Origin of the sequence: Burkholderia sp. MSMB1072 (assembly GCF_001524725.1) — a bacterium.
In the GTDB taxonomy this organism is placed as follows: domain Bacteria; phylum Pseudomonadota; class Gammaproteobacteria; order Burkholderiales; family Burkholderiaceae; genus Burkholderia.
Genome location: NZ_LOYC01000030.1, coordinates 540097 through 561424 on the forward strand (window position 1 = coordinate 540097; position 21328 = coordinate 561424).

At 66.6% G+C, this 21328-nt stretch carries 19 protein-coding genes and 1 other RNA gene; 7 read left to right on the forward strand and 13 right to left on the reverse strand.

Going from position 1 to position 21328, the window contains the following annotated elements; genetic code table 11:
- The first annotated feature begins 121 nt into the window (after positions 1–121).
- The gene (locus tag WS89_RS15775; protein WP_059791834.1) at positions 122–1270 is read left to right on the forward strand and encodes an anhydro-N-acetylmuramic acid kinase; all 1149 of its coding nucleotides are present in this window, start codon (positions 122–124) and stop codon (positions 1268–1270) included.
- A gap of 106 nt (positions 1271–1376) precedes the next feature.
- Here WS89_RS15775 and erpA read toward each other — a convergent pair whose 3' ends face one another.
- From erpA to rplM, 4 genes are read right to left on the reverse strand one after another with little or no spacing between them, the layout of a single operon-like run.
- Positions 1377–1748 carry an iron-sulfur cluster insertion protein ErpA gene (erpA, locus tag WS89_RS15780; protein WP_006759918.1) on the reverse strand — a complete coding sequence of 124 codons (372 nt, stop codon included), beginning with the start codon at positions 1746–1748 and terminating at the stop codon, positions 1377–1379.
- Positions 1749–1767: 19 nt separating this feature from the next.
- A complete protein-coding gene (locus WS89_RS34225; protein WP_179949372.1) occupies positions 1768–1956 on the reverse strand; it encodes a hypothetical protein in 189 nt (62 codons plus the stop codon).
- Positions 1957–1965: 9 nt separating this feature from the next.
- Positions 1966–2358: a 30S ribosomal protein S9 gene (rpsI, locus tag WS89_RS15785; protein ID WP_006476904.1), complete on the reverse strand. Its 393-nt coding sequence runs from the start codon at positions 2356–2358 to the stop codon at positions 1966–1968.
- Positions 2359–2369: 11 nt separating this feature from the next.
- On the reverse strand, positions 2370–2798 hold the full coding sequence (gene rplM / locus WS89_RS15790) for a 50S ribosomal protein L13 (protein ID WP_009687896.1): 429 nt from the start codon (positions 2796–2798) through the stop codon (positions 2370–2372).
- A gap of 311 nt (positions 2799–3109) precedes the next feature.
- Here rplM and WS89_RS15795 point away from each other — a divergent pair, with 311 nt between their 5' ends.
- Together WS89_RS15795 and WS89_RS15800 are read left to right on the forward strand one after the other, a co-directional pair.
- Positions 3110–3415, forward strand: coding sequence for a DUF1090 family protein (locus WS89_RS15795; protein WP_059791837.1), 306 nt, complete (start codon positions 3110–3112; stop codon positions 3413–3415).
- A gap of 409 nt (positions 3416–3824) precedes the next feature.
- Entirely contained in the window at positions 3825–4289 is a 465-nt protein-coding gene (locus WS89_RS15800; RefSeq protein WP_074801272.1) for an OsmC family protein, read from the forward strand.
- A 68-nt stretch (positions 4290–4357) separates the two neighbouring features.
- On the opposite strand, the gene rnpB is transcribed toward WS89_RS15800, so the two are convergent.
- The 3 genes from rnpB to pyrC all read right to left on the reverse strand — a co-directional run bounded on the left by rnpB (position 4358) and on the right by pyrC (position 6721).
- An RNA gene (rnpB, locus tag WS89_RS15805) (RNase P RNA component class A) lies at positions 4358–4769 on the reverse strand.
- Positions 4770–4781: 12 nt separating this feature from the next.
- A complete protein-coding gene (locus tag WS89_RS15810; RefSeq protein WP_059791838.1) occupies positions 4782–5660 on the reverse strand; it encodes a DUF3025 domain-containing protein in 879 nt (292 codons plus the stop codon).
- Complete coding sequence (pyrC, locus tag WS89_RS15815; RefSeq protein WP_059500990.1) at positions 5657–6721, reverse strand: dihydroorotase; 1065 nt, start codon at positions 6719–6721, stop codon at positions 5657–5659. Before pyrC ends, WS89_RS15810 begins: the two co-directional genes overlap by 4 nt.
- A gap of 203 nt (positions 6722–6924) precedes the next feature.
- On the opposite strand from pyrC, the gene WS89_RS15820 reads away from it, so the two are divergent.
- Positions 6925–7839 (forward strand): class II glutamine amidotransferase, encoded by a 915-nt coding sequence (locus WS89_RS15820; protein WP_059791840.1) that lies wholly within the window; start codon positions 6925–6927, stop codon positions 7837–7839.
- Positions 7840–8439: 600 nt separating this feature from the next.
- Positions 8440–13713 carry an autotransporter outer membrane beta-barrel domain-containing protein gene (locus WS89_RS15825; RefSeq protein WP_059791844.1) on the forward strand — a complete coding sequence of 1758 codons (5274 nt, stop codon included), beginning with the start codon at positions 8440–8442 and terminating at the stop codon, positions 13711–13713.
- A 78-nt stretch (positions 13714–13791) separates the two neighbouring features.
- On the opposite strand, the gene WS89_RS15830 is transcribed toward WS89_RS15825, so the two are convergent.
- The 5 genes from WS89_RS15830 to WS89_RS15850 all read right to left on the reverse strand — a co-directional run bounded on the left by WS89_RS15830 (position 13792) and on the right by WS89_RS15850 (position 18416).
- Positions 13792–14517 (reverse strand): amino acid ABC transporter ATP-binding protein, encoded by a 726-nt coding sequence (locus WS89_RS15830; RefSeq protein WP_034206415.1) that lies wholly within the window; start codon positions 14515–14517, stop codon positions 13792–13794.
- A complete protein-coding gene (gltK, locus tag WS89_RS15835) occupies positions 14514–15191 on the reverse strand; it encodes a glutamate/aspartate ABC transporter permease GltK (protein ID WP_059500987.1) in 678 nt (225 codons plus the stop codon). Before gltK ends, WS89_RS15830 begins: the two co-directional genes overlap by 4 nt.
- On the reverse strand, positions 15191–15931 hold the full coding sequence (locus tag WS89_RS15840) for an amino acid ABC transporter permease (protein ID WP_059500986.1): 741 nt from the start codon (positions 15929–15931) through the stop codon (positions 15191–15193). The genes gltK and WS89_RS15840 overlap by 1 nt, the downstream gene beginning before the upstream one ends.
- Before the next feature lie 84 nt (positions 15932–16015).
- Entirely contained in the window at positions 16016–16909 is an 894-nt protein-coding gene (locus tag WS89_RS15845) for a glutamate/aspartate ABC transporter substrate-binding protein (RefSeq protein ID WP_059791846.1), read from the reverse strand.
- Between the two features lie 220 nt (positions 16910–17129).
- A complete protein-coding gene (locus WS89_RS15850) occupies positions 17130–18416 on the reverse strand; it encodes a Glu/Leu/Phe/Val family dehydrogenase (protein WP_059500985.1) in 1287 nt (428 codons plus the stop codon).
- Positions 18417–18509: 93 nt separating this feature from the next.
- Here WS89_RS15850 and WS89_RS33790 point away from each other — a divergent pair, with 93 nt between their 5' ends.
- Positions 18510–18683 carry a hypothetical protein gene (locus WS89_RS33790; protein WP_156440341.1) on the forward strand — a complete coding sequence of 58 codons (174 nt, stop codon included), beginning with the start codon at positions 18510–18512 and terminating at the stop codon, positions 18681–18683.
- Here the strand turns inward: WS89_RS33790 and WS89_RS15855 are convergent.
- Entirely contained in the window at positions 18680–19648 is a 969-nt protein-coding gene (locus tag WS89_RS15855; protein ID WP_059500984.1) for a LysR substrate-binding domain-containing protein, read from the reverse strand. The genes WS89_RS33790 and WS89_RS15855 overlap by 4 nt on opposite strands.
- A gap of 252 nt (positions 19649–19900) precedes the next feature.
- Here WS89_RS15855 and purB point away from each other — a divergent pair, with 252 nt between their 5' ends.
- Complete coding sequence (gene purB / locus WS89_RS15860; RefSeq protein WP_059791848.1) at positions 19901–21289, forward strand: adenylosuccinate lyase; 1389 nt, start codon at positions 19901–19903, stop codon at positions 21287–21289.
- The last annotated feature ends 39 nt before the right edge of the window (positions 21290–21328 follow it).

Consider the following 21328-nt stretch of genomic DNA (forward strand, 5'->3'; position numbering starts at 1 on the left):
AAAAACAGGGATTTTCCCATAACTTGCGCGCGCATCGCTTAACGACGCGTCAGGTTGCGCGGATAATCGGGCGCAAGGCGCGCGGCACCGGCCCGCGCCGCACGATCCAGGAGAACCCAACGTGCCGCAACGACCGCCGCAGAATGCCCATCCGGCAGACGGCATCTACTTCGGGCTGATGTCGGGAACCAGCATGGACGGCGTCGACGGCGTCGCCGTGCGTTTCGAGGCCGGCCGCGCGCCGGCCGTGCTCGCGGAAGCCTTCGTCGGCTTCGCGCAATCGCTGCGCGACGCGCTGTTCGCGCTGCAGCAGCCCGGCGACAACGAGATCGACCGCGAATCGCTCGCGGCGAATGCGCTCGTCACGCGCTATGCGGTGTGCTGCCATGAATTGCAGCGTACGGCCGGGCTGTCGCGCGACGAGATCCGCGCGATCGGCGTGCACGGCCAGACGGTGCGCCATCGCCCCGAGCGCGGCTATACGCGCCAGCTCAACAATCCGGCGCTGCTCGCCGAGCTGACCCAGATCGACGTGATCGCCGATTTCCGCAGCCGCGACGTGGCCGCGGGCGGCCACGGCGCGCCGCTCGCACCCGCCTTCCATGCGACGGTGTTCGGCGCGCCGGGCGAAACGCGCGTCGTCTGCAATCTCGGCGGGATCAGCAACATCACGATCCTGCCCGACGCGGGCGGCGAAGTGCGCGGCTTCGACTGCGGCCCCGCGAATGCGCTGATCGATGCGTGGGCGACCCGCCATCTGGGCAAGCCGTACGACGACGGCGGGAGGTTCGCCGCACGCGGCAGCGTACGCGCGCCGCTGCTCGACGCGTTGCTCGACGAACCGTATTTCACCGCGCCGCCGCCGAAAAGCACCGGACGCGACCTGTTCAATCCCGCATGGCTCGATGCGAAGCTCGCCGCGTTCCCGCAGGTTGCGCCGGAGGATGTGCAGGCCACGCTCACCGCGCTCACCGCGGTGTCGGTGGCGCGCGAAATCGCGCAGCACGCGCCGGGCTGCAAGGCCGTCTTCGTATGCGGCGGCGGCGCACGCAATCCGGTGCTGCTCGACGCGCTCCGGCACGCGCTACACGAGGCCGGCGTGCCGGCCACCGTCGATACGACGGCCGCGCTCGGCGTACCGCCGCAGCAGGTCGAAGCGCTCGCGTTCGCGTGGCTCGCGTACCGCTTCACCGCGCGCCAGCCCGGCAATCTCGCGAGCGTGACGGGCGCCGCCGGCGAGCGCGTGCTCGGCGCGCTCTATCCGCGCTGAAGCGATACCGTCGCGCGGCGATCGCTGCAAGGTGAGCGCGCATGAAAAACGGGGCTTAATGCCCCGTTTTTTCATGCCGGCGAACCGGCGCGGATCCGGCGTGCGCTCAGACCGAGAACGACGAACCGCACCCGCAGGTGGTGGTTGCGTTCGGATTCTTGATCACGAACTGGGCGCCGTTGAGGTCGTCCTTGTAGTCGATCTCGGCACCGACCAGGTACTGGTAGCTCATCGAGTCGATCAGGAGCTGGACGCCGTTCTTGTTCATCACGGTGTCGTCCTCGTTGACTTCCTCGTCGAACGTGAAGCCATACTGGAAGCCGGAGCAGCCGCCACCCTGCACGAACACGCGCAGCTTCAGGTCGGGATTGCCCTCTTCGTCGATCAATTGCTTGACCTTGTCGGCCGCGGCGTCGGTGAAGACGAACGGCAGCGGCATATCGGTCGTCGTTGCTGCGGATTCGGTAACAGCGTTCATTCGAACTCTCCAAAAAGCTTTAGCCGCTATTGTAGGGCCGATCAGAAGATCGTGCTGAAGTCCATGAAATCAACAGGTTCTTGTCGATTTCATCAAGGGCGCCCGCGCAGGCGGGCGCCGCAGCGGCCCGGAAGCGGGCATAAAAAAACCGCCAGCGCGAAAGCTGGCGGTTTTTCCGGCGGACGCCGCCCGAAAGCGGCGAGGCCATGAAGCGAAATTAACGCTTCGAGAACTGCTTTGCGCGGCGAGCCTTGCGCAGACCGACCTTCTTACGCTCGACTTCACGCGCATCGCGCGTGACGAAGCCTGCGCTCGACAGCGACGGCTTCAGCGTCGCATCGTAGTCGATCAGTGCACGGGTGATGCCGTGGCGCACTGCACCTGCCTGACCCGTTTCGCCGCCGCCATTGACGTTCACCTTGATGTCGAACGTCTGGCCGTGGTTCGTGAGTTCCAGCGGCTGACGCACGATCATCAGCGACGTTTCGCGCGAGAAGTAGTCAGCGATGGGCTTGCCGTTGACGATGATGTCGCCCTTGCCAGCCTTGATGAAGACACGTGCGACAGCGCTCTTGCGGCGGCCCGTGCCGTAGTTCCAGTTACCGATCATGTGGGCTCCCCTTAGATCTCGAGCGCCTTCGGCTGTTGAGCCGAATGCGGATGCGTCGCTTCTGCGTAGACCTTCAGCTTCTTGATCATCGCGTAGCCGAGCGGGCCCTTCGGCAGCATGCCCTTGACCGCCTTCTCGAGCGCGCGGCCCGGGAAGCGTTCCTGCATCTTGCCGAACGTCGTTTCATAGATACCGCCCGGGTAGCCCGAGTGACGGTAGTACTTCTTGTCCAGCGTCTTGTTGCCCGTGACCTTCAACTTGCTCGCGTTGATGATGATGATGAAATCACCGGTGTCGACGTGCGGGGTGAACTCAGGCTTGTGCTTGCCGCGCAGACGGCGTGCCACTTCGCTGGCAACACGGCCGAGAACCTTATCCGTCGCGTCAATCACGTACCATTCGCGCGTCACCTCATGGGCTTTTGCGGAAAACGTCTTCATGATCGATCCAAAAAAAATGCTTTGCCCGATGTGTTCTTCCTGCTTGTCTGTGTGCGCTTCGAGGCGCGGTGCAGGCTCTCCCTGTTCTTTTTCCGTGGGCATGAATGCGGAAAAGCCCTGAATTATAAAGGAAATACGGCTGCGTGGTCAAAGAGAATCCACGTCCCGTGTTCGGAACGGCCGAAATGAGCCAAAATCCGATCGTGCCCCGACCAGCCAGGCGAACCGAGCGCCTGGGGAGGCACCCATCGACGCGGGGCACCTGACCTTGCCGCGCCCGACCGGCCGAACCCGAAAAACAACAAATCAGCATGATGAAACAACGACTTACGCCCTTCTTCGCCGCCGCCCTGCTGGCCGCCGCGGCGCCCGCCGTCGCCGCCCGCTCCGGCTGCGAAGCCAAGCTCGACGCACTCGACGCGCGTATCGCCGAAGCCCGGACCGCCCATGCCGAAGACCGCATCGCGCGCCTGCGTGCGGTGCGCGAACGCGTGCGCCACTTCTGCGCGCGCGGCCACGGCCACGCGTCGGCCGCCCATGCGCCGGCGCCCAATGCCGGCACGCGCGGCACGCCGCCCGACGCGACTTCGCAGCCGGCGGCGCGACAGCCCGCGTGACGGCGGCGGCGCGTGCAGCCGCGCGCCGATGTTTGCATGAGACGAAAAAAAGCCCGAACGGCTGGTTCGGGCTTAATCCACCTTAGGAGGAGGGTGGAGGAGACATTCGGAGGTTGCCGCAGCGCGACAACCAATGAGGTTCATTATACGAATGGCCTGCGGACTTCACAAGAAAATTTGCATGGCGAAATTACATCCCACGATATGGGATTTCAACCGGCAAACTTACGCACCCAGATTATCGTTTTAAATCAACCACATAATCGCATCGGACACGACCCGAAACCGTCCCCGCCTAGAGCAAAACCCCTAAATTCAGCAGGGAAATCGCCGCTCGCCACTCCACTCGCATGGCGCCGGCGTTGCACGTCGTGCAGCGCATCAGCCGACCGTTGCGCCGCGGGCTACAATGCCGGATCGAATCCGAATCAGGCAACGCTGGAGTGCAAGCATGGAATGCAAAGTAAGCTGGATGGGCCAGGACGGCATGGCGTTTTCCGCCGAGACCGGCAGCGGGCATCTCGTCACGATGGACGGCGCGCCCGAAGGCGGCGGCCACAATCTCGCGCCGCGTCCGATGGAAATGGTGCTGCTCGGCACCGGCGGCTGCACGGCCTATGACGTCGTGCTGATCCTGAAGAAGAGCCGCCAGGAAGTGAGCGGCTGCTCGGTCACGCTGAAGGCCGAGCGCGCGAGCGAAGATCCGAAGGTGTTCACGAAGGTGCACTTCCACTTCACGGTCACTGGCCGCAATCTGAATCCGGCCACGGTCGAGCGCGCGATCAACCTGTCGCACGACAAGTACTGCTCCGCGTCGATCATGATCGCGAAGACGGCCGAACTCACGCATTCGTTCGACATCGTCGCCGCCTGAGCGCACGGCGAACGCATGAAAAAAGGGCCGGCGCTCCGCTGGGAGACGCCGGCCCTTTCGCATTCGAACGGCAAAGCAGGCCGATAAGCCGGATTCTGTGCACGCCGCGCGCCGAAGCGCGCCGCGCGTGGCAGCCATTCCTCTAGGCGCGCCATTGCTGACGCGCTCAAGCTTCCTACCCGCAGACGAGACGGGGGCCCCGTCCTGCATCCGAAAATGCGCGCCTGCCTACTTGGAATTGCTCCGGGTGGAGGTTACCGTGCCGGCGAACGTCGCCGTCGCCGCGGTGCGCTCTTACCGCACCGTTTCACCCTTACCTGATCCCGGCTTGCGCCGGGCCATCGGCGGTTTGCTTTCTGTTGCCCTGTTCCGCGTGTCGCCACGGATGGCCGTTAGCCATCACCCTGCCCTGTGGAGTCCGGACTTTCCTCGCCCCCGCGCGCCCGAAGGCGGCGAGGCCGCGACTGCCTAGCCTGCTTTGCGACGCGCATTTTAGCACTGCGCGCCGCCGTCGGCAGCGCGCGAGCGGCGGCCGCTGCGAAACACGGCCGGATCGTCGTAGAACGCGGCCTCGGCGTTCGCCGCGCACCAGCCCGGCACGCCGAGCACCGGCAGCGGCGCGAAATCGCGGGTCGTCAGCGCGCGCGTCGCGAGTTCGGCGGCGATCCGCGCATCGACATGCGCGCTCCGTTGCGCGTCGGGCCATGAAAAATAGTCGGCGCTCACTTCAACGATCCACGCGTGCGCGGTGCAGGACTTGTACGGTACAACGAGTTGTTCGAGCAGCGCATGGCCGACCAGCCGCGCTTCGCAGCGCGTACCCCACGCGTCGCGAGCGGCAACCAGCAGCCGCTGCCAGTCGAAGCCGCGCAGCGCGTCGGCAAGCGCGCGGTCGGCCGTGACGAACAGCGCCGCATTCTCGTCGAACAGCGTCAGCGCATCGCGCAACGTGCCACGCACGGGGCCGACCCCGCCCGCCGCATCGATCGCGGCGGCCTGACGCGCATTCAGCACGGCCTTGGTGCGCGGGTACGCGAACCAGACGAGCGCATTGAAGAAGTCGTGGAGATTGTGGCGGGTCGGCACGCGGCCGGTGGCCGCAATATGGGTCTCGTACGCGATGCCGGACGGCAGCTCGGCCTGCGGCACGAACCGCAGCGGCCTGCCGCGACCGGTGACGCGATCGCCGCCGCGCAACGCGCCGTTCAACGCATCGAGCAGCGCGGCCTCGCCCGCACGGGCGGCCGCCTGCCACGCGCGACCCGGCTCCGCGTAAGGCGCGAGCCACGGCGCGGACCAGTCGATCCGCGCGAACTCCGCCGCCGCGAGACCGGCCGCAGGGCCGGATTCACGCGGCGGCGCGCCGGTCACGCGAGTTTCCAGCCGATCGTCTCGCCGCCGCGCAGCGGCACGACCGGCGTATCGCCCGCGAAGATCTCGCGCGGCAGTTCCCACGCCTCGCGACGCAGCGTGACCGTCTCGGCGCTGCGCGGCAGCCCATAGAAATCCGCGCCGAAGAAGCTCGCGAACCCTTCCAGCTTGTCGAGCGCGCCGGCCGTGTCGAATGCTTCCGCGTACAGTTCGAGCGCGTGCAGCGCCGTGTAGCAGCCCGCGCAGCCGCACGCGGTTTCCTTCGCGCCGCGCGCATGCGGCGCGCTGTCGGTGCCGAGGAAGAAGCGCGGGTTGCCCGACGTCGCGGCCTCGACCAGCGCCACGCGATGCGTCTCGCGCTTCAGCACCGGCAAGCAGTAGTAATGCGGGCGAATCCCGCCGACGAACAGTGCGTTGCGGTTGTACAGCAAGTGATGCGCGGTGATCGTCGCGCCGAGCAAACCGGGCGCCGCGTCGGCATCGCGCACGTAGTCGGCCGCGTCCTTCGTCGTGATGTGCTCGAACACGACCTTCAGGCCCGGGAAATCGCGGCGCAGCGGCGTCATCACGCGATCGATGAACACCTTCTCGCGATCGAACAGGTCGATCGACGCATCGGTCACCTCGCCGTGCACGAGCAGCGGCATGCCGGTTTCCTGCATCGCCTCGAGCGTCTTCGCGCATTTCGCGAGATCGGTGACGCCGTGGTCGGAGTTCGTCGTCGCGCCCGCCGGGTACAGCTTCACGCCGTGCACGAAGCCGCTCTCGCGCGCGCGGCGGATTTCGTCGGGCGGCGTGTTGTCGGTCAGGTACAGCGTCATCAGCGGTTCGAACGTCAGCCCGGCCGGCAGCGCGGCGAGGATGCGCTCGCGATAGGCCTGCGCCTGCGCGGTGGTCGTGACCGGCGGCTTCAGGTTCGGCATGACGATGGCGCGGCCGAACTGACGGGCGGTGTGCGGCAACACGGCGGCGAGCATGTCGCCGTCTCGCAGGTGCAGGTGCCAGTCGTCGGGACGGGCGAGCGAAAGCGTCGCCGGGGAAGAAGCGTTCGAGGCAGTCATAGGAGGCGTCGTGAGGAACGGGCTTGCCATCGGCGGGGCCGGAACGCGCGTGCGCGGGCCGACTGACGGCAAACCGCAACACGGGGCCTTTGGCCAGCGGAATCCGCTTTTTACCGCTCAGGGCTCGGTGATATGCTAGAAACCGCATTGTACCGGGGTTCGCCCGGTTCGTTACCCCGCTTCAGCCTGCCGCCCCACGTAAAATGTGCCAACTCCTTGGAATGAACTGCGCCGCGCCGACGGACGTCACATTCTCCTTCACAGGTTTCGCGGCCCGGGGCGGGCTCACCGATCACCATGCCGACGGCTGGGGCATCGCGTTCTTCGAAGACAAGGCCTGCCGTCTCTTCATCGATCACCAGGCATCGGCCACGTCGCCGATCGCCGAAATGGTGAAGCGCTACCCGATCAAATCCAAGAACACGATCGCGCACATCCGCAAGGCGACGCAAGGGCACATCCTGCTCGAGAACAGCCATCCGTTCATGCGCGAGCTGTGGGGCCGGCACTGGATCTTCGCGCATAACGGCGATCTGCAGGACTACGCGCCGGACATGGACGGCAGCGTCTACCATCCGGTCGGCACGACCGACAGCGAGCAGGCGTTCTGCGTGCTGATGCAGGGGCTGCGCGAGGCCTTTCCCGGCGCGCAGCCGCCGCTGCCCGAACTGTTCGAGCGGGTCGGCGAGTTGACGCGCGGCATCACCAATCACGGCGTGTTCAACTTCCTGATGTCGAACGGCCAGGCGCTCTTCGCGCACTGCTCGACGCGGCTGCACTACCTCGTGCGGCGCTGGCCGTTCTCGACCGCGCATCTCGTCGATGAAGACCTGTCGATCGACTTCGCGAAATACACGACGCCGGAGGATCGCGTCGCGGTGATCGCGACGCAGCCGCTCACCGACAACGAAGTCTGGACCGCATTCGAGCCGGGCGAGCTGATCATGTTCCAGTGCGGCGACGTCGCCGCGCGGATGCGGATTCCGGTGCCCGAGCGCGTGCTCGAGAAACTGCGCAACCCGTCGCTCGACGCGTCGGCGTCCGCGCCGCGCACGGCGGTTCGCGAAGCGCTCGCCACCGCGGCCGACGGCGATTCGGACGACGCGATCGATTTCTGAAGCGCGGCATCGGCCGCTTCCTGCGCACTGCCAGCCGCGCGAGCTTCACGCGACGCGTCCGACGACGCCCGTCATCGGCGTAAATCGCCGCGCTGCGGCCAATATGGTTTCATTTTGACGACCACCCGGCGCAACCGATCGACGTCATGCAACATTTGCTTGATTTTATTAATTTACAAGCGAAAATAAATAAAAGACGCAACAAACAAAACGACGACCGATTAAAACGAAAATCCTGGTCTCGCATTTTAGCGCGCCCCTCCCGTCGGAACCGTGCGTTACCCCACCTACTCCGGCAGCCCTTCCGGATTTTCGAAAAAATCCCCCAAACCCGCCACCACCATGGCCTTCGGTTCGATTAACCACACAAATCGAAAATACCACGCATTACGGTTCGCATCATTACAGTTTCCCGTTTCTCGATAATCGACGGCCACCCGAATCAGTAGACTCCGCCCATCCTCGGTGTAACGAAACACGATTGGCGCGACACGCAGCCATAGCCGCCGCACGCCCCTTCGGATCGTTTCCCCACCGAGGAATGCGAATTCGCCGAATGGCGGCGAATGCCACGTCAAAAAGAAGAAAGAGGGGTATGCCGTGAATCACTCATTTCGATCGATATGGAGCGAAGCCGCCGGCTGCTGGGTCGCGGTTGCGGAAACGGCCCGGGCGCGCGGCAAGCGCTCGGGCAACGCATCGGGCTCGAGTCGTCGCACCGCGCACGCAACGACGCGCCGGTCGCCGCTTCGCGTCGCGGCGCTCGGCGCCGCACTGGCGGCGCTGTCGGCCGGCGCCGCGCACGCATCGACCTGCGGCAGCGGCGCCGCAATCGCGAACGGGGGCACCTGCACGCTCGACAGCTTCAGCCCGACGGTCAACGACAACCTGGCCGGCGCCACGACCGTGTCGGGCGGCGACCGGGTCGGCCTGACGGGCGCCTGGACCGGCGCGACCGGCGACATGGGCTACACGCTGACGCCGCTCGGCAGCACGTCCGTCGTATCGGGCAACCCCGACCAGCCGCTGCTGTCGATCGGCGGCAAGACGCGCAGCGTCAGCACGCCCGACTCGATCACCGGCAGCCATACGTCGGTCGCGACCTATGACTCGGGTGCGTTCGCGGCATCGAGCGCCGGCTCGATCAACGTGCCGGTCTATCACGACGTGAACGGCAACCAGTACGTGAACACGCGGATCGGCACCGTCGAACGCTCCGGCGGCACGCTCGACGTGTCGATCGGCGATCCCGCGGGCGCGCCGACGGCGGCCGGCAACGCGATCACGATGGCGCCCAAGCAGACCGATCTGTTCGTCGCGGACGGCACCGGCACGGCGCAAAGCGTCGTCAACTGGAACTCGCGCAACCAGGTCTGGCTCGGCACCGGCGACTATCTCGCGAGCGGCGGCCCCGTCAGCCACGTGCTGCTCGACGTGCCGGCGTATGCGGGCACCTTCACGGCGTTCGACGGCAGCGCCTGGACGGTCACCGACGCCGCGTCGCTCGCCGCGTACAACACCTTTCTCGTGCGCTCGGTCCAGAGCGGCGCACTCGGCTCGCAGGCCGCGTACGATCAAGCATTCAGCCAGGCCGTCACGTTCTCCACGCAATCGTTCGAGTATGCGAACAACGTGTCGCCGGGCGACAAGAACACGCTGCGGATGGATTACCTGACGGTCATGCACGGCACCGGCGCAAACGCGACGCTGCACATCGGCAAGGACGGCCAGATCGACTTTCGCGGCACCAACACGATCGACTCGAGCTCGGCGGTCCTCGCCGAAAACGGCGCGCACTTCGTCAACGACGGACAGCTGTCGGGCGACTTCACGCTCGTGCGCCTGCTGACCGGCGCGAGCGGCGTGAACAACGGCGTGATCTCGTCCGGCTACGCCGCCGGCGACAACTTCGACACCAGCGGCGCCGCGCGGCCCTACAACTTCAGCCTCAACGCATACACCGAGGGCAGCGGCATCTACGCGAACGGCGCCGGCACGACCTTCGTCAACAACGGCGTGATGAACGTCGGCGCCTGGACCTTCAACAGCACGCGCCCCGACCTGCAGAACTACGCGGTAGCCGCCACGGACGGCGCACGCGCATCGAGCGCCGGCACGATCAACGTCGGCGTCAACGCGACGACGCTCGACAGCCAGGTGATCGGCGGCCTCGTCGCCGGCGGCAGCTTCACGAACGAAGCCGGCGGCACGATCTATCTCGGCCGCGCCGCGCAGTACGACGCCGCCTCGCCCGAAGCCGCGAACGACGTCGCGCTGTCCGCGCACGCGTACGGCATCCTGCTCGGCGCGTCGGGCACCGCGAGCAACCTCGGCACGATCGTGATCGGCACGCAAACGCAGAACGGCGCCGCGCTGGCAAGCATCGGTTCGACCTCCGGCGCGCTGACCAACGCGGGCGCGATCGTCGTCGACGGCGCCGCGCCCGGCACGCCGCTCGCCAACGTCGGCATGCTCGCCGCCAACACCGCGGCGGCCGTGACCAACACGGGCACGATCACGCTGAATGGCGTGAACGGCATCGGCATCATGGTCGTCGGCACCGGCACGAACGCGACGGCCGCGACGTCGACCGGCACGATCGACGTGGCCGGCGGCCTCGATCCCGCGTCGGGCACGCGCAACTACGGCGTCTGGGCCGAAGGGCCGCTCGCGAAGGCCACGGTCGACGGGGCGCTGAACCTGACCGGCACGGGCGCGATCGGCGTGCATGCGCGTTCGGGCGCAACGATCGACGTCGGTGCGAACGCCGTGCCGGCCTTCACGTCCGGCACCGACCAGATCGGCTTCTATGCATACGGCGCAGGCTCGAAAATCAACGTCGCCGCGCAGCACCTGAGCGTCGACACCGACGATTCGACGCTGTTCCGCGTCGCGGGCGGCGCGGCCTACACGGGCGCGTCGACGGCCGGCGCGCTGACGACCGACGTCAACGGCCAGCGGGCGCGCGGCGTGCTCGCGACCGACGCCGGCACCACGCTGTCGACCGGCAACGCGGTCTATAACGTCAACGGCGCGAACGGCATCGCGATCGCGGTCGAAGGCGGCGCGAAAGGCACGATCGACGCGGGCGCGACGATCAATCTGAACGCGGGCGGCGCGACCGCGGGCGTCGTGGACGGCCAGGCGCACGATCTCGCCGGCGCGAATGCCGGCGCACCGGTCGCGACGACGCTGATCAACGATGCCGCCGTCACGTCGTCGACCGCCGGCGTGACGGGTTTCGTCGCGCAAAACCTCGGCACGCTCGAGAACCGCAGCACGGTGTCGCTGACCGGCGCCGGCTCGACGGGCGTCGTGGCCGGCACGCTCGGCAAGGTGAACAACGCATCGACGATCCGGGTCGCCAACGGCACGGGCGCGCTCGTGCAGGGCGCGTCGGCCACGCTCGCGAATGCAGGTTCGATCGAAGCCGACGACGGTATCGCGGGCGTACGCCTGACGGGGGCCGGCGCATCGGTCGCGCTGTCGGGCGCCGGCGCCGTCATCGCGAACGGCAGCGCCGACGGCGTGCTGATCGACTCGACCGTCACGGGCGGCGGTATCGCGGCCGGTGCGACGTCGATCGCGGTCGGCGGAGCGGGCAGCGGGATCCGCAACCTCGGTGCGAATGCAACGATCGCGCTGTCCGGCACGCAGGTCGCCACGACCGGCAACGGCGCCGCCGGCCTGACGTCGGCCGGCGCGGGCGCGCGCATCGCGACCGATGCGGCCACGGTCGTCCGCACGGCGGGCGCCGATGCGCGCGGCTTGTCCGTGTCGGGGGCCGATTCCACGCTCACGGCCCATGGAACGACCGTCGCGACGACCGGCACGAACGCCCATGCGATCGTCATGGACGCCGGCGCGACGGCCCTGCTGTCGGGCGCGAAAATCTCGACATCGGGAAACGCGGCCGATGCCGTCGTCGTGCAAAACGGCGGCCGCGTCGCCGATGCGGGATCGTCGCTCGCCAGCGCGGCCGGCAACGGCGCAACCGCGAACAGCGGCGGCGTGCTCGCGTTGACCGGCACGACGCTCGCGGGCGCGACGGCCGGCGTGCTCACGTCGGACACGCTCGCGAACGGCGCGACCAGCTCGATACTCGTCGACGGCGGCAGCGTGACGGCCGCCACCGGGCCGGCCTTCGCCGCGCGCGGCGGCACGGCCGACATCGCGGTGCGCAACGGCACGGTCGTGACGGCCGGCAACGGCACGCTGCTGAACCTCGCGAACGGCAGCAACGTGACGTTCGACGCATCGGCGGTGAACCTCGCGGGCGACATCGTTTCCGACGCGTCGAGCACCGGCAATGTGTTCCTCGCGAACGGCACGACGCTGACCGGGAAGATCGACCCGGTCGCGCTGACCATCGACGGCACGAGCACGTGGCGCATGACGGGCAGCTCGGTCGTGAGCCGCCTGAGCAACGCGGGCCTCGTCGCATTCGCCGCGCCGACCGGCTCGCCGACGCTGGCCGGCAGCTACAAGACGCTGACGACCGGCGGCTACGTCGGCAACGGCGGCACGGTCGCGCTGAACACGTACCTCGGCGCCGACGCGTCGCCGACCGACAGGCTGATCGTGAACGGCGGCGCGGCGACCGGCACGACCGGCCTGAAGATCGCCAATACGGCCGGCACGGGCGCACTGACCACCGGCGACGGGATTCCGGTGGTCGTCACGACCAACGGCGGCACGACCGCCGTGTCGGCGTTCCATCTCGCGGGCCCGGTACAGGCCGGCGCATACGAGTACCGACTCTATCGCGGCGGGCAGAGCGACGCGAACGGCTGGTACCTGCGTTCGCAGCTCGACCCGACCGACCCCGGCGACCCGATCCACCCGTCCGGCGGCGGCGACGGCGGCAACGACGGCAATGGAAACGGCAACGGCGGCGCGCTCGCGTATCGCCCGGGCGTCTCCGGCTACGCGATGACGCCGCTGCTGAACGCCGACTACGGCTTCTCGACGCTCGGCCGGCTGCACGAGCGCGTCGGCGACATCTACAACGTCGAAAAGCAGCAGCCCGGCAATCGCGACGGCGTGTGGGGGCGCATCGGCGGCCAGAGTCTCGATGCGAACGCGGGCCGCTTCTCGGCCGACGAACGCACGTTCTTCGCGCAGTTCGGCAAGGACTGGACCCTCGATCAGGCGCCGAACGGCGCCGGCAGCACGCATGCGGGCGTGACGGCCAGCATCGGCGTGGCGAATGCGAGCTTCAGCGACATGGCGCGCGCCGGCTCGCCCGACCTGTCGACGTCGACGGGCTCGGTCGAGATGCACGCGCAGAGCGTGGGCGGCTACTGGACGCGCTATCTGCCTGACGGCACCTACTTCGACAGCGTCGGACAGGTCACGCACTACGGCAACCGCTATCGCGACAGCTACGGCAACGAAGCGTCGCAGAACGGCTTCGGCGTCGCGCTGTCGCAGGAAGTCGGCAAGCCGTTCGCGATCGGGACGTTGCCGATCGCGGTCGAGCCGCAGGCGCAGTTGATGTATCAGTATCTGAAGCTGAACGGGTTCAACGACAACGTGTCGGCCGTCTCGGGCACGACGACGCATGCGCTGCGCGGCCGCGTCGGCGTGCGCCTCTTCCGGCCGAACCTCCAGTCGGACGCGGGCGGCGGCGCCGCGACGCCGTACTTCACGGCCGACGTGCTGCACGACTTCCTGTCGCCGGGGCAGACCGTCGTCGGCGGCACGCCGTTCGCGACACATCTCGGGCGCACGTGGTACGAGCTCGGCGTCGGCGTGACCGCCGGCTTCGGCAAGTCGGGCGAGCTGTATGCGAACGCGAAGATCGCGCGCAACATCGGCGGCGATTACCGGCGCGGGATCGTCGGGCAGGTTGGCTACCGGTACAGCTGGTAACGCCCGGTGGACGAAAAAAAACCGCCCGGCGGCATGCCGGGCGGTTTCTGGCTGGGTGCGCGCAAGACGCGCGAACGCTCAGTGCAGGATCTTCGCGAGGAAGTCCTTCGCGCGGTCCGATTTCGGATTCGAGAAGAAATCGTCCTTGCGGTCGTCCTCGACGATCGCGCCCTTGTCCATGAAGATCACGCGATGCGCGACCTTCTTCGCGAAGCCCATCTCGTGCGTGACGACCATCATCGTCATCCCTTCCTGCGCGAGTTCGACCATCACGTCGAGCACTTCATTGATCATCTCGGGATCGAGCGCGGACGTCGGCTCGTCGAACAGCATCGCGATCGGGTCCATCGACAGCGCGCGCGCGATCGCGACACGCTGCTGCTGGCCGCCCGACAACTGGCCCGGAAACTTGTGCGCATGCGCCTTCAGGCCGACGCGATCGAGCAGCTTCATGCCCTTTTCGGTCGCCTCGTCCTTGCCGCGGCCGAGCACCTTGATCTGCGCGAGCGTCAGGTTCTCGGTGATCGACAGGTGCGGGAACAGCTCGAAATGCTGGAACACCATCCCGACCTTCGAGCGCAGCTTCGACAGGTTCGTCTTCTTGTCGCCGACCGACTGGCCGTTCACGAGGATCTCGCCCTGCTGGAACGGCTCCAGGCCGTTCACGGTCTTGATCAGCGTCGACTTGCCGGAGCCGGACGGGCCGCATACGACGACCACTTCGCCTTTCTTGACCTCGGTCGTGCATTCGGTGAGGACCTGAAACTGGCCGTACCACTTCGAAACGTTCTTGATGGAAATCATCTTGTGACCTTTTTCTGGAGACCCTTGACGAGAGCAGACGCCAACGAGCAAATCACGAAATAGCATGCGCCGGCGAACAGGACCATCTCGACGGTCGTGCCGTCGCGATCGCCGATGTTGGCGGCCGTGCGGAAGAAGTCCGCGAGACTGATCACGTACACGAGCGACGTATCCTGGAACAGGACGATCGCCTGCGTGAGCAGCAGCGGCACCATCGCGCGGAACGCCTGCGGCAGGATCACGAGGCGCATCGCCTGCGCGTAGTTCATGCCGAGCGCGAACGCGGCATTCACCTGCCCGCGCGGCACCGCCTGGATGCCGGCGCGGATGATCTCGGAATAATACGCGGCTTCGAACAACGAGAACGCGACCATGGCCGACGCGAGGCGGATGTCGATCGTCGGCGACAGCCCGAGCACGCCCTGCAGCAGCTGCGGCACGATCAGGAAGAACCACAGCAGCACCATCACGAGCGGGATCGAGCGGAACACCGTGACGTAGCCCTTCGCGAACCACGCGAGCGGTTTCACGCCGGACAGCCGCAGCAGCGCCAGCAGCGTGCCCCAGACGATCCCGACCACGATCGCGATCAGCGTGATCTTGAACGTGACGACCGCCCCCGACCACAGCGTCGGCAGCGCGCCGGGAATACTACTCCAGTCGAACTGATGCATCACTTGCCTCCGATATAGCCGGGCAGCCGCGTGCGGCCTTCGATCCAGCGCATGAACGCCATCACGACGAGGTTGATCAGCACGTACGCGAGCGTGACCGCGATGAACGACTCGTAGGTCTGCGCGGTGTAGTCGACGAGCTGGCGCGCCTGCGCGGACAGATCGAGCAGGCCGATCGTCGACGCGACGGCGGAGTTCTTGAAGATGTTCAGGAATTCCGACGTGAGCGGCGGCACGATGATCCGGTACGCGACGGGCAGCAGCACGTAGCGATACGTCTGCCATTGCGTGAAGCCCATCGCGAGGCCGGCCGCGCGCTGGCCCTTCGGCAGCGCGTTGATCCCCGAGCGCACCTGTTCGCACACGCGCGCGCCCGTGAACAGGCCGAGACAGACGATCGACGCGGTAAAGAACTGCGTGCCGGGCGGCAACTGCTTGATCCAGGTGCCGATCGACGCGGGCAGCAGCTCGGGTATCACGAGATACCAGATGAAGAACTGCACGATCAGCGGAATGTTCCGGAAGATCGACACGTACACGGTGCCGATCGCGGCGAGCCATTTGTTCGGCACGGTGCGCAGCACGCCGAACAGCGATCCGACGATCAGCGCGATGACCCAGGCGACGAGCGACACTTCGATCGTCACCCAGAAGCCGGACATCAGCCATCCGAAATAAGTCGTCGGCTCGCCGGTCGACACGGGGCTCAGGAAGATGCCCCAGTTCCAGTGGTAAGACATGGGCAAGACTCCAGCAAAAAGAAACGGAAGAAGCGTGGCCTCTTCCGTCTCATTAGCGTCATTTCTGCATCAACGGCAGTGTGATCAGTCGAGCGCCTTGTCGTTCGGGTTCGCGTACAGCTTCTTCATCGACTCGGACAGCGGGAAGTTCAGGTTCAGGTTCTTCGGCGGGATCGGGTTCTCGAACCACTTCGCGTAGATCTTCGCGGCTTCGCCCGACTTCTCGACTTGCGAGATCGCGTCGTCGACGACCTTCTTGAAGTCGGTATCGCCCTTGCGCATCATGCAGCCGTAGGCCTCTTCCGATTGCGGCGTGCCGACGATCACCCATTCACCCGGCTGCTTCGCCTTCGCGCGCTCGCCCGCGAGCAGCGCGTCATCCATCATGAACGCGACCGCGCGTCCCGATTCCAGCGTGTTGAACGAATCGCCGTGATCCTTCGCGCTGATGATGTTCATGCCGAGCTGCTTGTCGTTGTTCATCTTGCGCAGCAGGCGCTCCGACGTCGTGCCGGCAGTCGTCACGACCGTCTTGCCCTTCAGGTCGCCGAAATCCTTGACGCCCGAATCCTTCTTCGTCATCAGGCGCGTGCCGATCACGAAGATCGTGTCGGAGAACGCGGCCTGCTGCTGACGCTCGGCGTTGTTGGTCGTCGAGCCGCACTCGATGTCGACCGTGCCGTTCTGCACCAGCGGAATACGGTTCTGCGACGTGACGGGGATGTTCTTCACCTGCAGGTTCGGCAGGTTCAGCTTCTTCTTCACCGCATCCACGACCTTCATCTGGAAGTCGCGCGAATAGCCGACCACCTGCTGGTTCTGGTCATAGTAAGAGAACGGAATCGACGATTCGCGGTGGCCCAGCGCGATCACGCCCGTGTCCTTGATCTTCTTCAGCGTGCCCGTCTCCTGAGCATGCGCGCCGCTTGCGAACGCGCAAAGCGCCGCCACCATCAGGACTGCCTTGTGGTATTTCATTTTGGTCATCTCCTTGGCTAAAACCCGCGCCAGTGTATCAAAGTAATATTTTTGAAAGTACTGGTTGTTTACCGCACTACGAATCGCCCCGTGCGAAGCCGTCCTCCCGGCTTCCGGCGCCTGAATGCGCACGCGGGCGGCGCCGGATTCGGCACCGCCCGCGAGGGTTCATGCACGCAATCGCGAGGATTGCGTCATGCGTCGATCGTAGTCGAACCGATCAGGGATACAGGCCGCGCATTTCGCGCGCCATCAGGATGCGCTTGCACGCGACGATGAACGCCGCCGTACGCACCGTCACCTTGTGCTCTTCCGCGACCGCCCACACGCCGGCGAACGCTTCGCGCATCACGCGCTCGAGACGGTGGTTGATCTCGTCTTCCGTCCAGAAGAAGCTCGAGAAATCCTGCACCCACTCGAAGTACGACACGGTCACGCCGCCCGCGTTCGCGATCACGTCGGGGATCACGAGCACGCCGTTCGCGCTCAGGATGTCGTCGGCCGCCGTCGTCGTCGGGCCGTTCGCGCCTTCGACGATGATCTTCGTGCGGATCTTCGATGCGTTCTTCTCGGTGATCTGGTTTTCCAGTGCCGCCGGGATCAGGATGTCGGTCTCGACCGTCCAGAACTCGTCGTTCGGCATCGGCTCGGCGCCTTCGAAGCCCGCGACGCCGCCCGTGCGTGCGACGTGGTCGAGCAGCTTGTTCGAATCGAGGCCGGCCGGCTGGTAGATCGTGCCCGTGTGGTCCTGCACCGCGATCACCTTCGAGCCCGCTTCCTGGAACAGCTTCGCCGCGATGCCGCCGACGTTGCCGAAGCCCTGCACCGCGATGCGCGCGCCTTCGATCTCGAGGCCCTTCTTCTTCGCCGCTTCGCAGCCGACGACGAACACGCCGCGGCCCGTCGCTTCCTTGCGGCCGAGCGAACCGCCGAGCGCGATCGGCTTGCCGGTCACGACGCCGGTCGACGTCTGGCCCTGGTTCATCGAGAAGGTGTCCATCATCCACGCCATCACCTGTTCGTTGGTGTTGACGTCCGGCGCCGGAATGTCGGTGTTCGGGCCGATGATGATGCCGATTTCGCTGGTGTAGCGACGCGTCACGCGCTCGAGCTCGCCGCGCGACAGCTTGCGCGGGTCGACGCGGATGCCGCCCTTCGCGCCGCCGTACGGCACGTTCACGGCCGCGTTCTTCACCGACATCCATGCCGACAGCGCCATCACTTCCGACAGCGTCACGTCCTGGTGGTAGCGCACGCCGCCCTTGCCCGGGCCGCGCGACACGTTGTGCTGCACGCGATAGCCCTCGAAGTGCGCGACGGTACCGTTGTCGAGCTCGATGGGCACGTCGACGACCAGGATGCGCTTCGGACGCTTCAGCGTTTCGAGCCAGCGCGACAGCGAGCCGAGGTACGGCGCGACGCGATCGACCTGCTGAAGGTAGTTGCCCCACGGGCCGAGATCGTCGGCGTGCAGGTAGGACGGGATGGACTGCTGTTGCGAAGACATGGAGGCTCCAACGTTCAACGGATTGCGCACATTGTCGAAAAACCCGTTTTTTTTATCCAATGCCGTTTGTTTATTCGATTATGCGTTTCTTGCATGATCGCGATTTTTCGCAAAATCGCGGTCGATTTGCGCAAGAACGCCCGCGATCGGCCGGGCATCGCGCTCGTGAAAAACCGCTTTGCCGACGCGCGAGCCGGCCGGCGGACAGCCGTCCGACAGGCGCCGCAAGGCCGCCGTCAGCCGGCCGGATCAACCGTCGGCGGTTAGCCGGTGCCGCCGCCGGCGGTTTCGCGCAGCTCGTCGCGCACGACGTCCCACAGCGCGCGCACGAGCTTCTGCCGCGGATCGTCGCCCTGCAGCGCGAGCTTGTCGCAGTACAGCCGGATCTCCATCGTCAACGTGAACGGATGCGCGCCGCCGCCGCGCGCCGAGCGGTCGAGCCGGATCAACCGGCCACCCGCGACCGCGTCGTCGACCGCGCTGTGCGGCAGGAACGCGACGCCGTGGCCCGCGAGCGCCATCGCCTTCAGCCCTTCGGCCATGTCGGTTTCGTACACGCGATCGAGGAACAGCCGCGTCGGCGCGTTCGCGATGATGACTTCGGTCATCCGGCCGAGATACGCGTTCGGCGTATACGACAGATACGGCACGCGCGCGTCGGCCGCGCCCGGCAGCGTATGGCGCGGCCGGCCCGCGCGGCCGGGCGCGGAAAACGGGCTGATCGGCTCGCTGCCGAGAATCAGCATGTCGTAGCGAGCCGGGTCGAGCGCGACCGGATGGCTCGGGTGGTGGTAGCCCATCACGAGGTCGCAGCCGCCCTCGACGAGCGACAGCACCGCGTCGTGCACGTTCAGCGCGCGCAGCCGCGTGTGGACCTGCCCCATCTTCGCCTCGATCCGCTCGAGCCAGCGCGGGAAATACGTGAGCGACAGCGTGTGCGGCACCGCGAATTCGATCGTCGGCACCGGTGCGCCGACGTGGCCGCGCAGCAGCGTCCTTGCCTCGTGCGCCTGCGACAGCATCGTCAGCGCCTGTTCGTAGAAGATCTGCCCGGCCTGCGTGAGCCGGGTCGGATAGACCGAACGATCGATCAACTCGGTCGCGAGCCATGCCTCGAGCGCCTGGATGCGCCGCGAGAACGCCGGCTGCGACACGTGCCGCAACTCGGCGGACCGGCTAAAGCTGCGCGTTTCCGCGAGCGAGACGAAGTCTTCGAGCCATTTCAGTTCCATGCAGGCGGGCGCGGCGGGCGGCGGTCGGGAAGAAGCCTGCATTCTACCGGCGGGCAGGCCCGGCCGGCGGCTTGCCTGGCGGCCCGACGAGCCGGCGCGGGCGCCTGCCGGCAGGCCGTTCGCGCGCCGCCCGGGCATCGTTCGGCCGTGGCGCCGGCGACCGGGCCGGTTCGGCCGGGATCGTCCCGCGCCAATGGTAAAATGCCGGATTCTCTCCCCTCGCTCGACCCGGCCCCAAGGCCCCGCCCGATCATGTCCGACACTCGTCCCGATACGCTTTTCGCCCTCACCGCGCTCTCGCCCATCGACGGCCGCTACGCCAGCAAGACCGAAGCACTGCGCGACTGGCTCTCCGAAGCCGCCTTCATGCGCCACCGCGTCACCGTCGAGGTGCACTGGCTGATCGCACTGTCGCGCGCCGGCTTCGCGGAAGTCCCGCGCTTCTCGGAAGCGTCCGAACAGTTCCTGCTGCAGCTCGCCGAGCGCTTCACCGCGCACGACGCCGCGCGCATCAAGGAAATCGAGCGCGTGACGAACCACGACGTGAAGGCCGTCGAATACTGGCTGAAGGAATCGGTGAAGGGCCAGGCCGAACTCGAGAAGGCGAGCGAATTCATCCACTTCGCGTGCACGTCCGAGGACATCAACAACACGTCGCACGGGATGATGCTCGCCGGCGCGCGCGAACACGTGATCCTGCCGGCGCTGCGCACGGTCCACCAGCGCCTCGTCGCACTCGCGCACGCACACGCCGAACAGCCGATGCTGTCGCGCACGCACGGCCAGCCGGCCAGCCCGACGACGCTCGGCAAGGAACTCGCGAACGTCGCCGCGCGCCTCGCCCGCGCCATCGCGCGCATCGAGAAGGTCGAGATCCTCGGCAAGATGAACGGCGCGGTCGGCAACTTCAACGCGCACCTGTCCGCGTATCCGGAATTCGACTGGGAAGCGTTCTCGCGCGACGTGATCGAAAACCGCCTGAAGCTCACGTTCAACCCGTACACGATCCAGGTCGAGCCGCACGACTACATGGCCGAACTGTTCGACGCGGTCGCGCGCGCGAACACGATCCTGCTCGACCTCGATCGCGACGTGTGGGGCTACATCTCGGTCGGCTACTTCAAGCAGAAGACGAAGGCCGGCGAGATCGGCTCGTCGACGATGCCGCACAAGGTCAACCCGATCGACTTCGAGAACTCGGAAGGCAACCTCGGCCTCGCGAACGCGACGCTGCGCCACCTCGCCGACAAGCTGCCGGTGTCGCGCTGGCAGCGCGACCTGACCGACTCGACGGTGCTGCGCAACATGGGCGTCGCGCTCGGCTATTCGCTGCTCGCGTACGATTCGCTGATCCGTGGCCTCGACAAGCTCGAGGTGAACCCGCAGCGCCTGAACGAAGATCTCGACAACTGCTGGGAAGTGCTCGCCGAGCCGGTGCAGACGGTGATGCGCCGCTACGGCATCGAGAACCCGTACGAGCAGTTGAAGGAACTGACGCGCGGCAAGGGCATCACGCGCGAAGCGCTGCAGGAATTCGTCGGCACGCTCGCGATCCCGCAGGACGCGAAGGATCGCCTGCTCGCGATGACGCCGGCGTCGTACATCGGCAAGGCCGTCGAACTCGCGAAGCGGATTGCGTAAGCAGCGCCGTCGCCCGACAAAAAAACCGATGCGAGCGAT

Coding starts and splice junctions, on each gene's coding strand:
- WS89_RS15840 (WP_059500986.1), bottom strand. CDS start 15,931: ATGTCTTACCACTGGAACTGGGGCATCTTCCTGAGCCCCGTGTCGACC.
- WS89_RS15820 (WP_059791840.1), top strand. CDS start 6,925: ATGTGCCAACTCCTTGGAATGAACTGCGCCGCGCCGACGGACGTCACA.
- WS89_RS15850 (WP_059500985.1), bottom strand. CDS start 18,416: ATGTCTTCGCAACAGCAGTCCATCCCGTCCTACCTGCACGCCGACGAT.
- rpsI (WP_006476904.1), bottom strand. CDS start 2,358: ATGATCGGTAACTGGAACTACGGCACGGGCCGCCGCAAGAGCGCTGTC.
- WS89_RS34225 (WP_179949372.1), bottom strand. CDS start 1,956: ATGGCCTCGCCGCTTTCGGGCGGCGTCCGCCGGAAAAACCGCCAGCTT.
- erpA (WP_006759918.1), bottom strand. CDS start 1,748: ATGAACGCTGTTACCGAATCCGCAGCAACGACGACCGATATGCCGCTG.
- WS89_RS15855 (WP_059500984.1), bottom strand. CDS start 19,648: ATGGAACTGAAATGGCTCGAAGACTTCGTCTCGCTCGCGGAAACGCGC.
- WS89_RS15795 (WP_059791837.1), top strand. CDS start 3,110: ATGATGAAACAACGACTTACGCCCTTCTTCGCCGCCGCCCTGCTGGCC.
- WS89_RS15800 (WP_074801272.1), top strand. CDS start 3,825: ATGCCGGATCGAATCCGAATCAGGCAACGCTGGAGTGCAAGCATGGAA.
- pyrC (WP_059500990.1), bottom strand. CDS start 6,721: ATGACTGCCTCGAACGCTTCTTCCCCGGCGACGCTTTCGCTCGCCCGT.
- WS89_RS15845 (WP_059791846.1), bottom strand. CDS start 16,909: ATGAAATACCACAAGGCAGTCCTGATGGTGGCGGCGCTTTGCGCGTTC.
- gltK (WP_059500987.1), bottom strand. CDS start 15,191: ATGCATCAGTTCGACTGGAGTAGTATTCCCGGCGCGCTGCCGACGCTG.
- rplM (WP_009687896.1), bottom strand. CDS start 2,798: ATGAAGACGTTTTCCGCAAAAGCCCATGAGGTGACGCGCGAATGGTAC.
- purB (WP_059791848.1), top strand. CDS start 19,901: ATGTCCGACACTCGTCCCGATACGCTTTTCGCCCTCACCGCGCTCTCG.
- WS89_RS15830 (WP_034206415.1), bottom strand. CDS start 14,517: ATGATTTCCATCAAGAACGTTTCGAAGTGGTACGGCCAGTTTCAGGTC.
- WS89_RS33790 (WP_156440341.1), top strand. CDS start 18,510: ATGATCGCGATTTTTCGCAAAATCGCGGTCGATTTGCGCAAGAACGCC.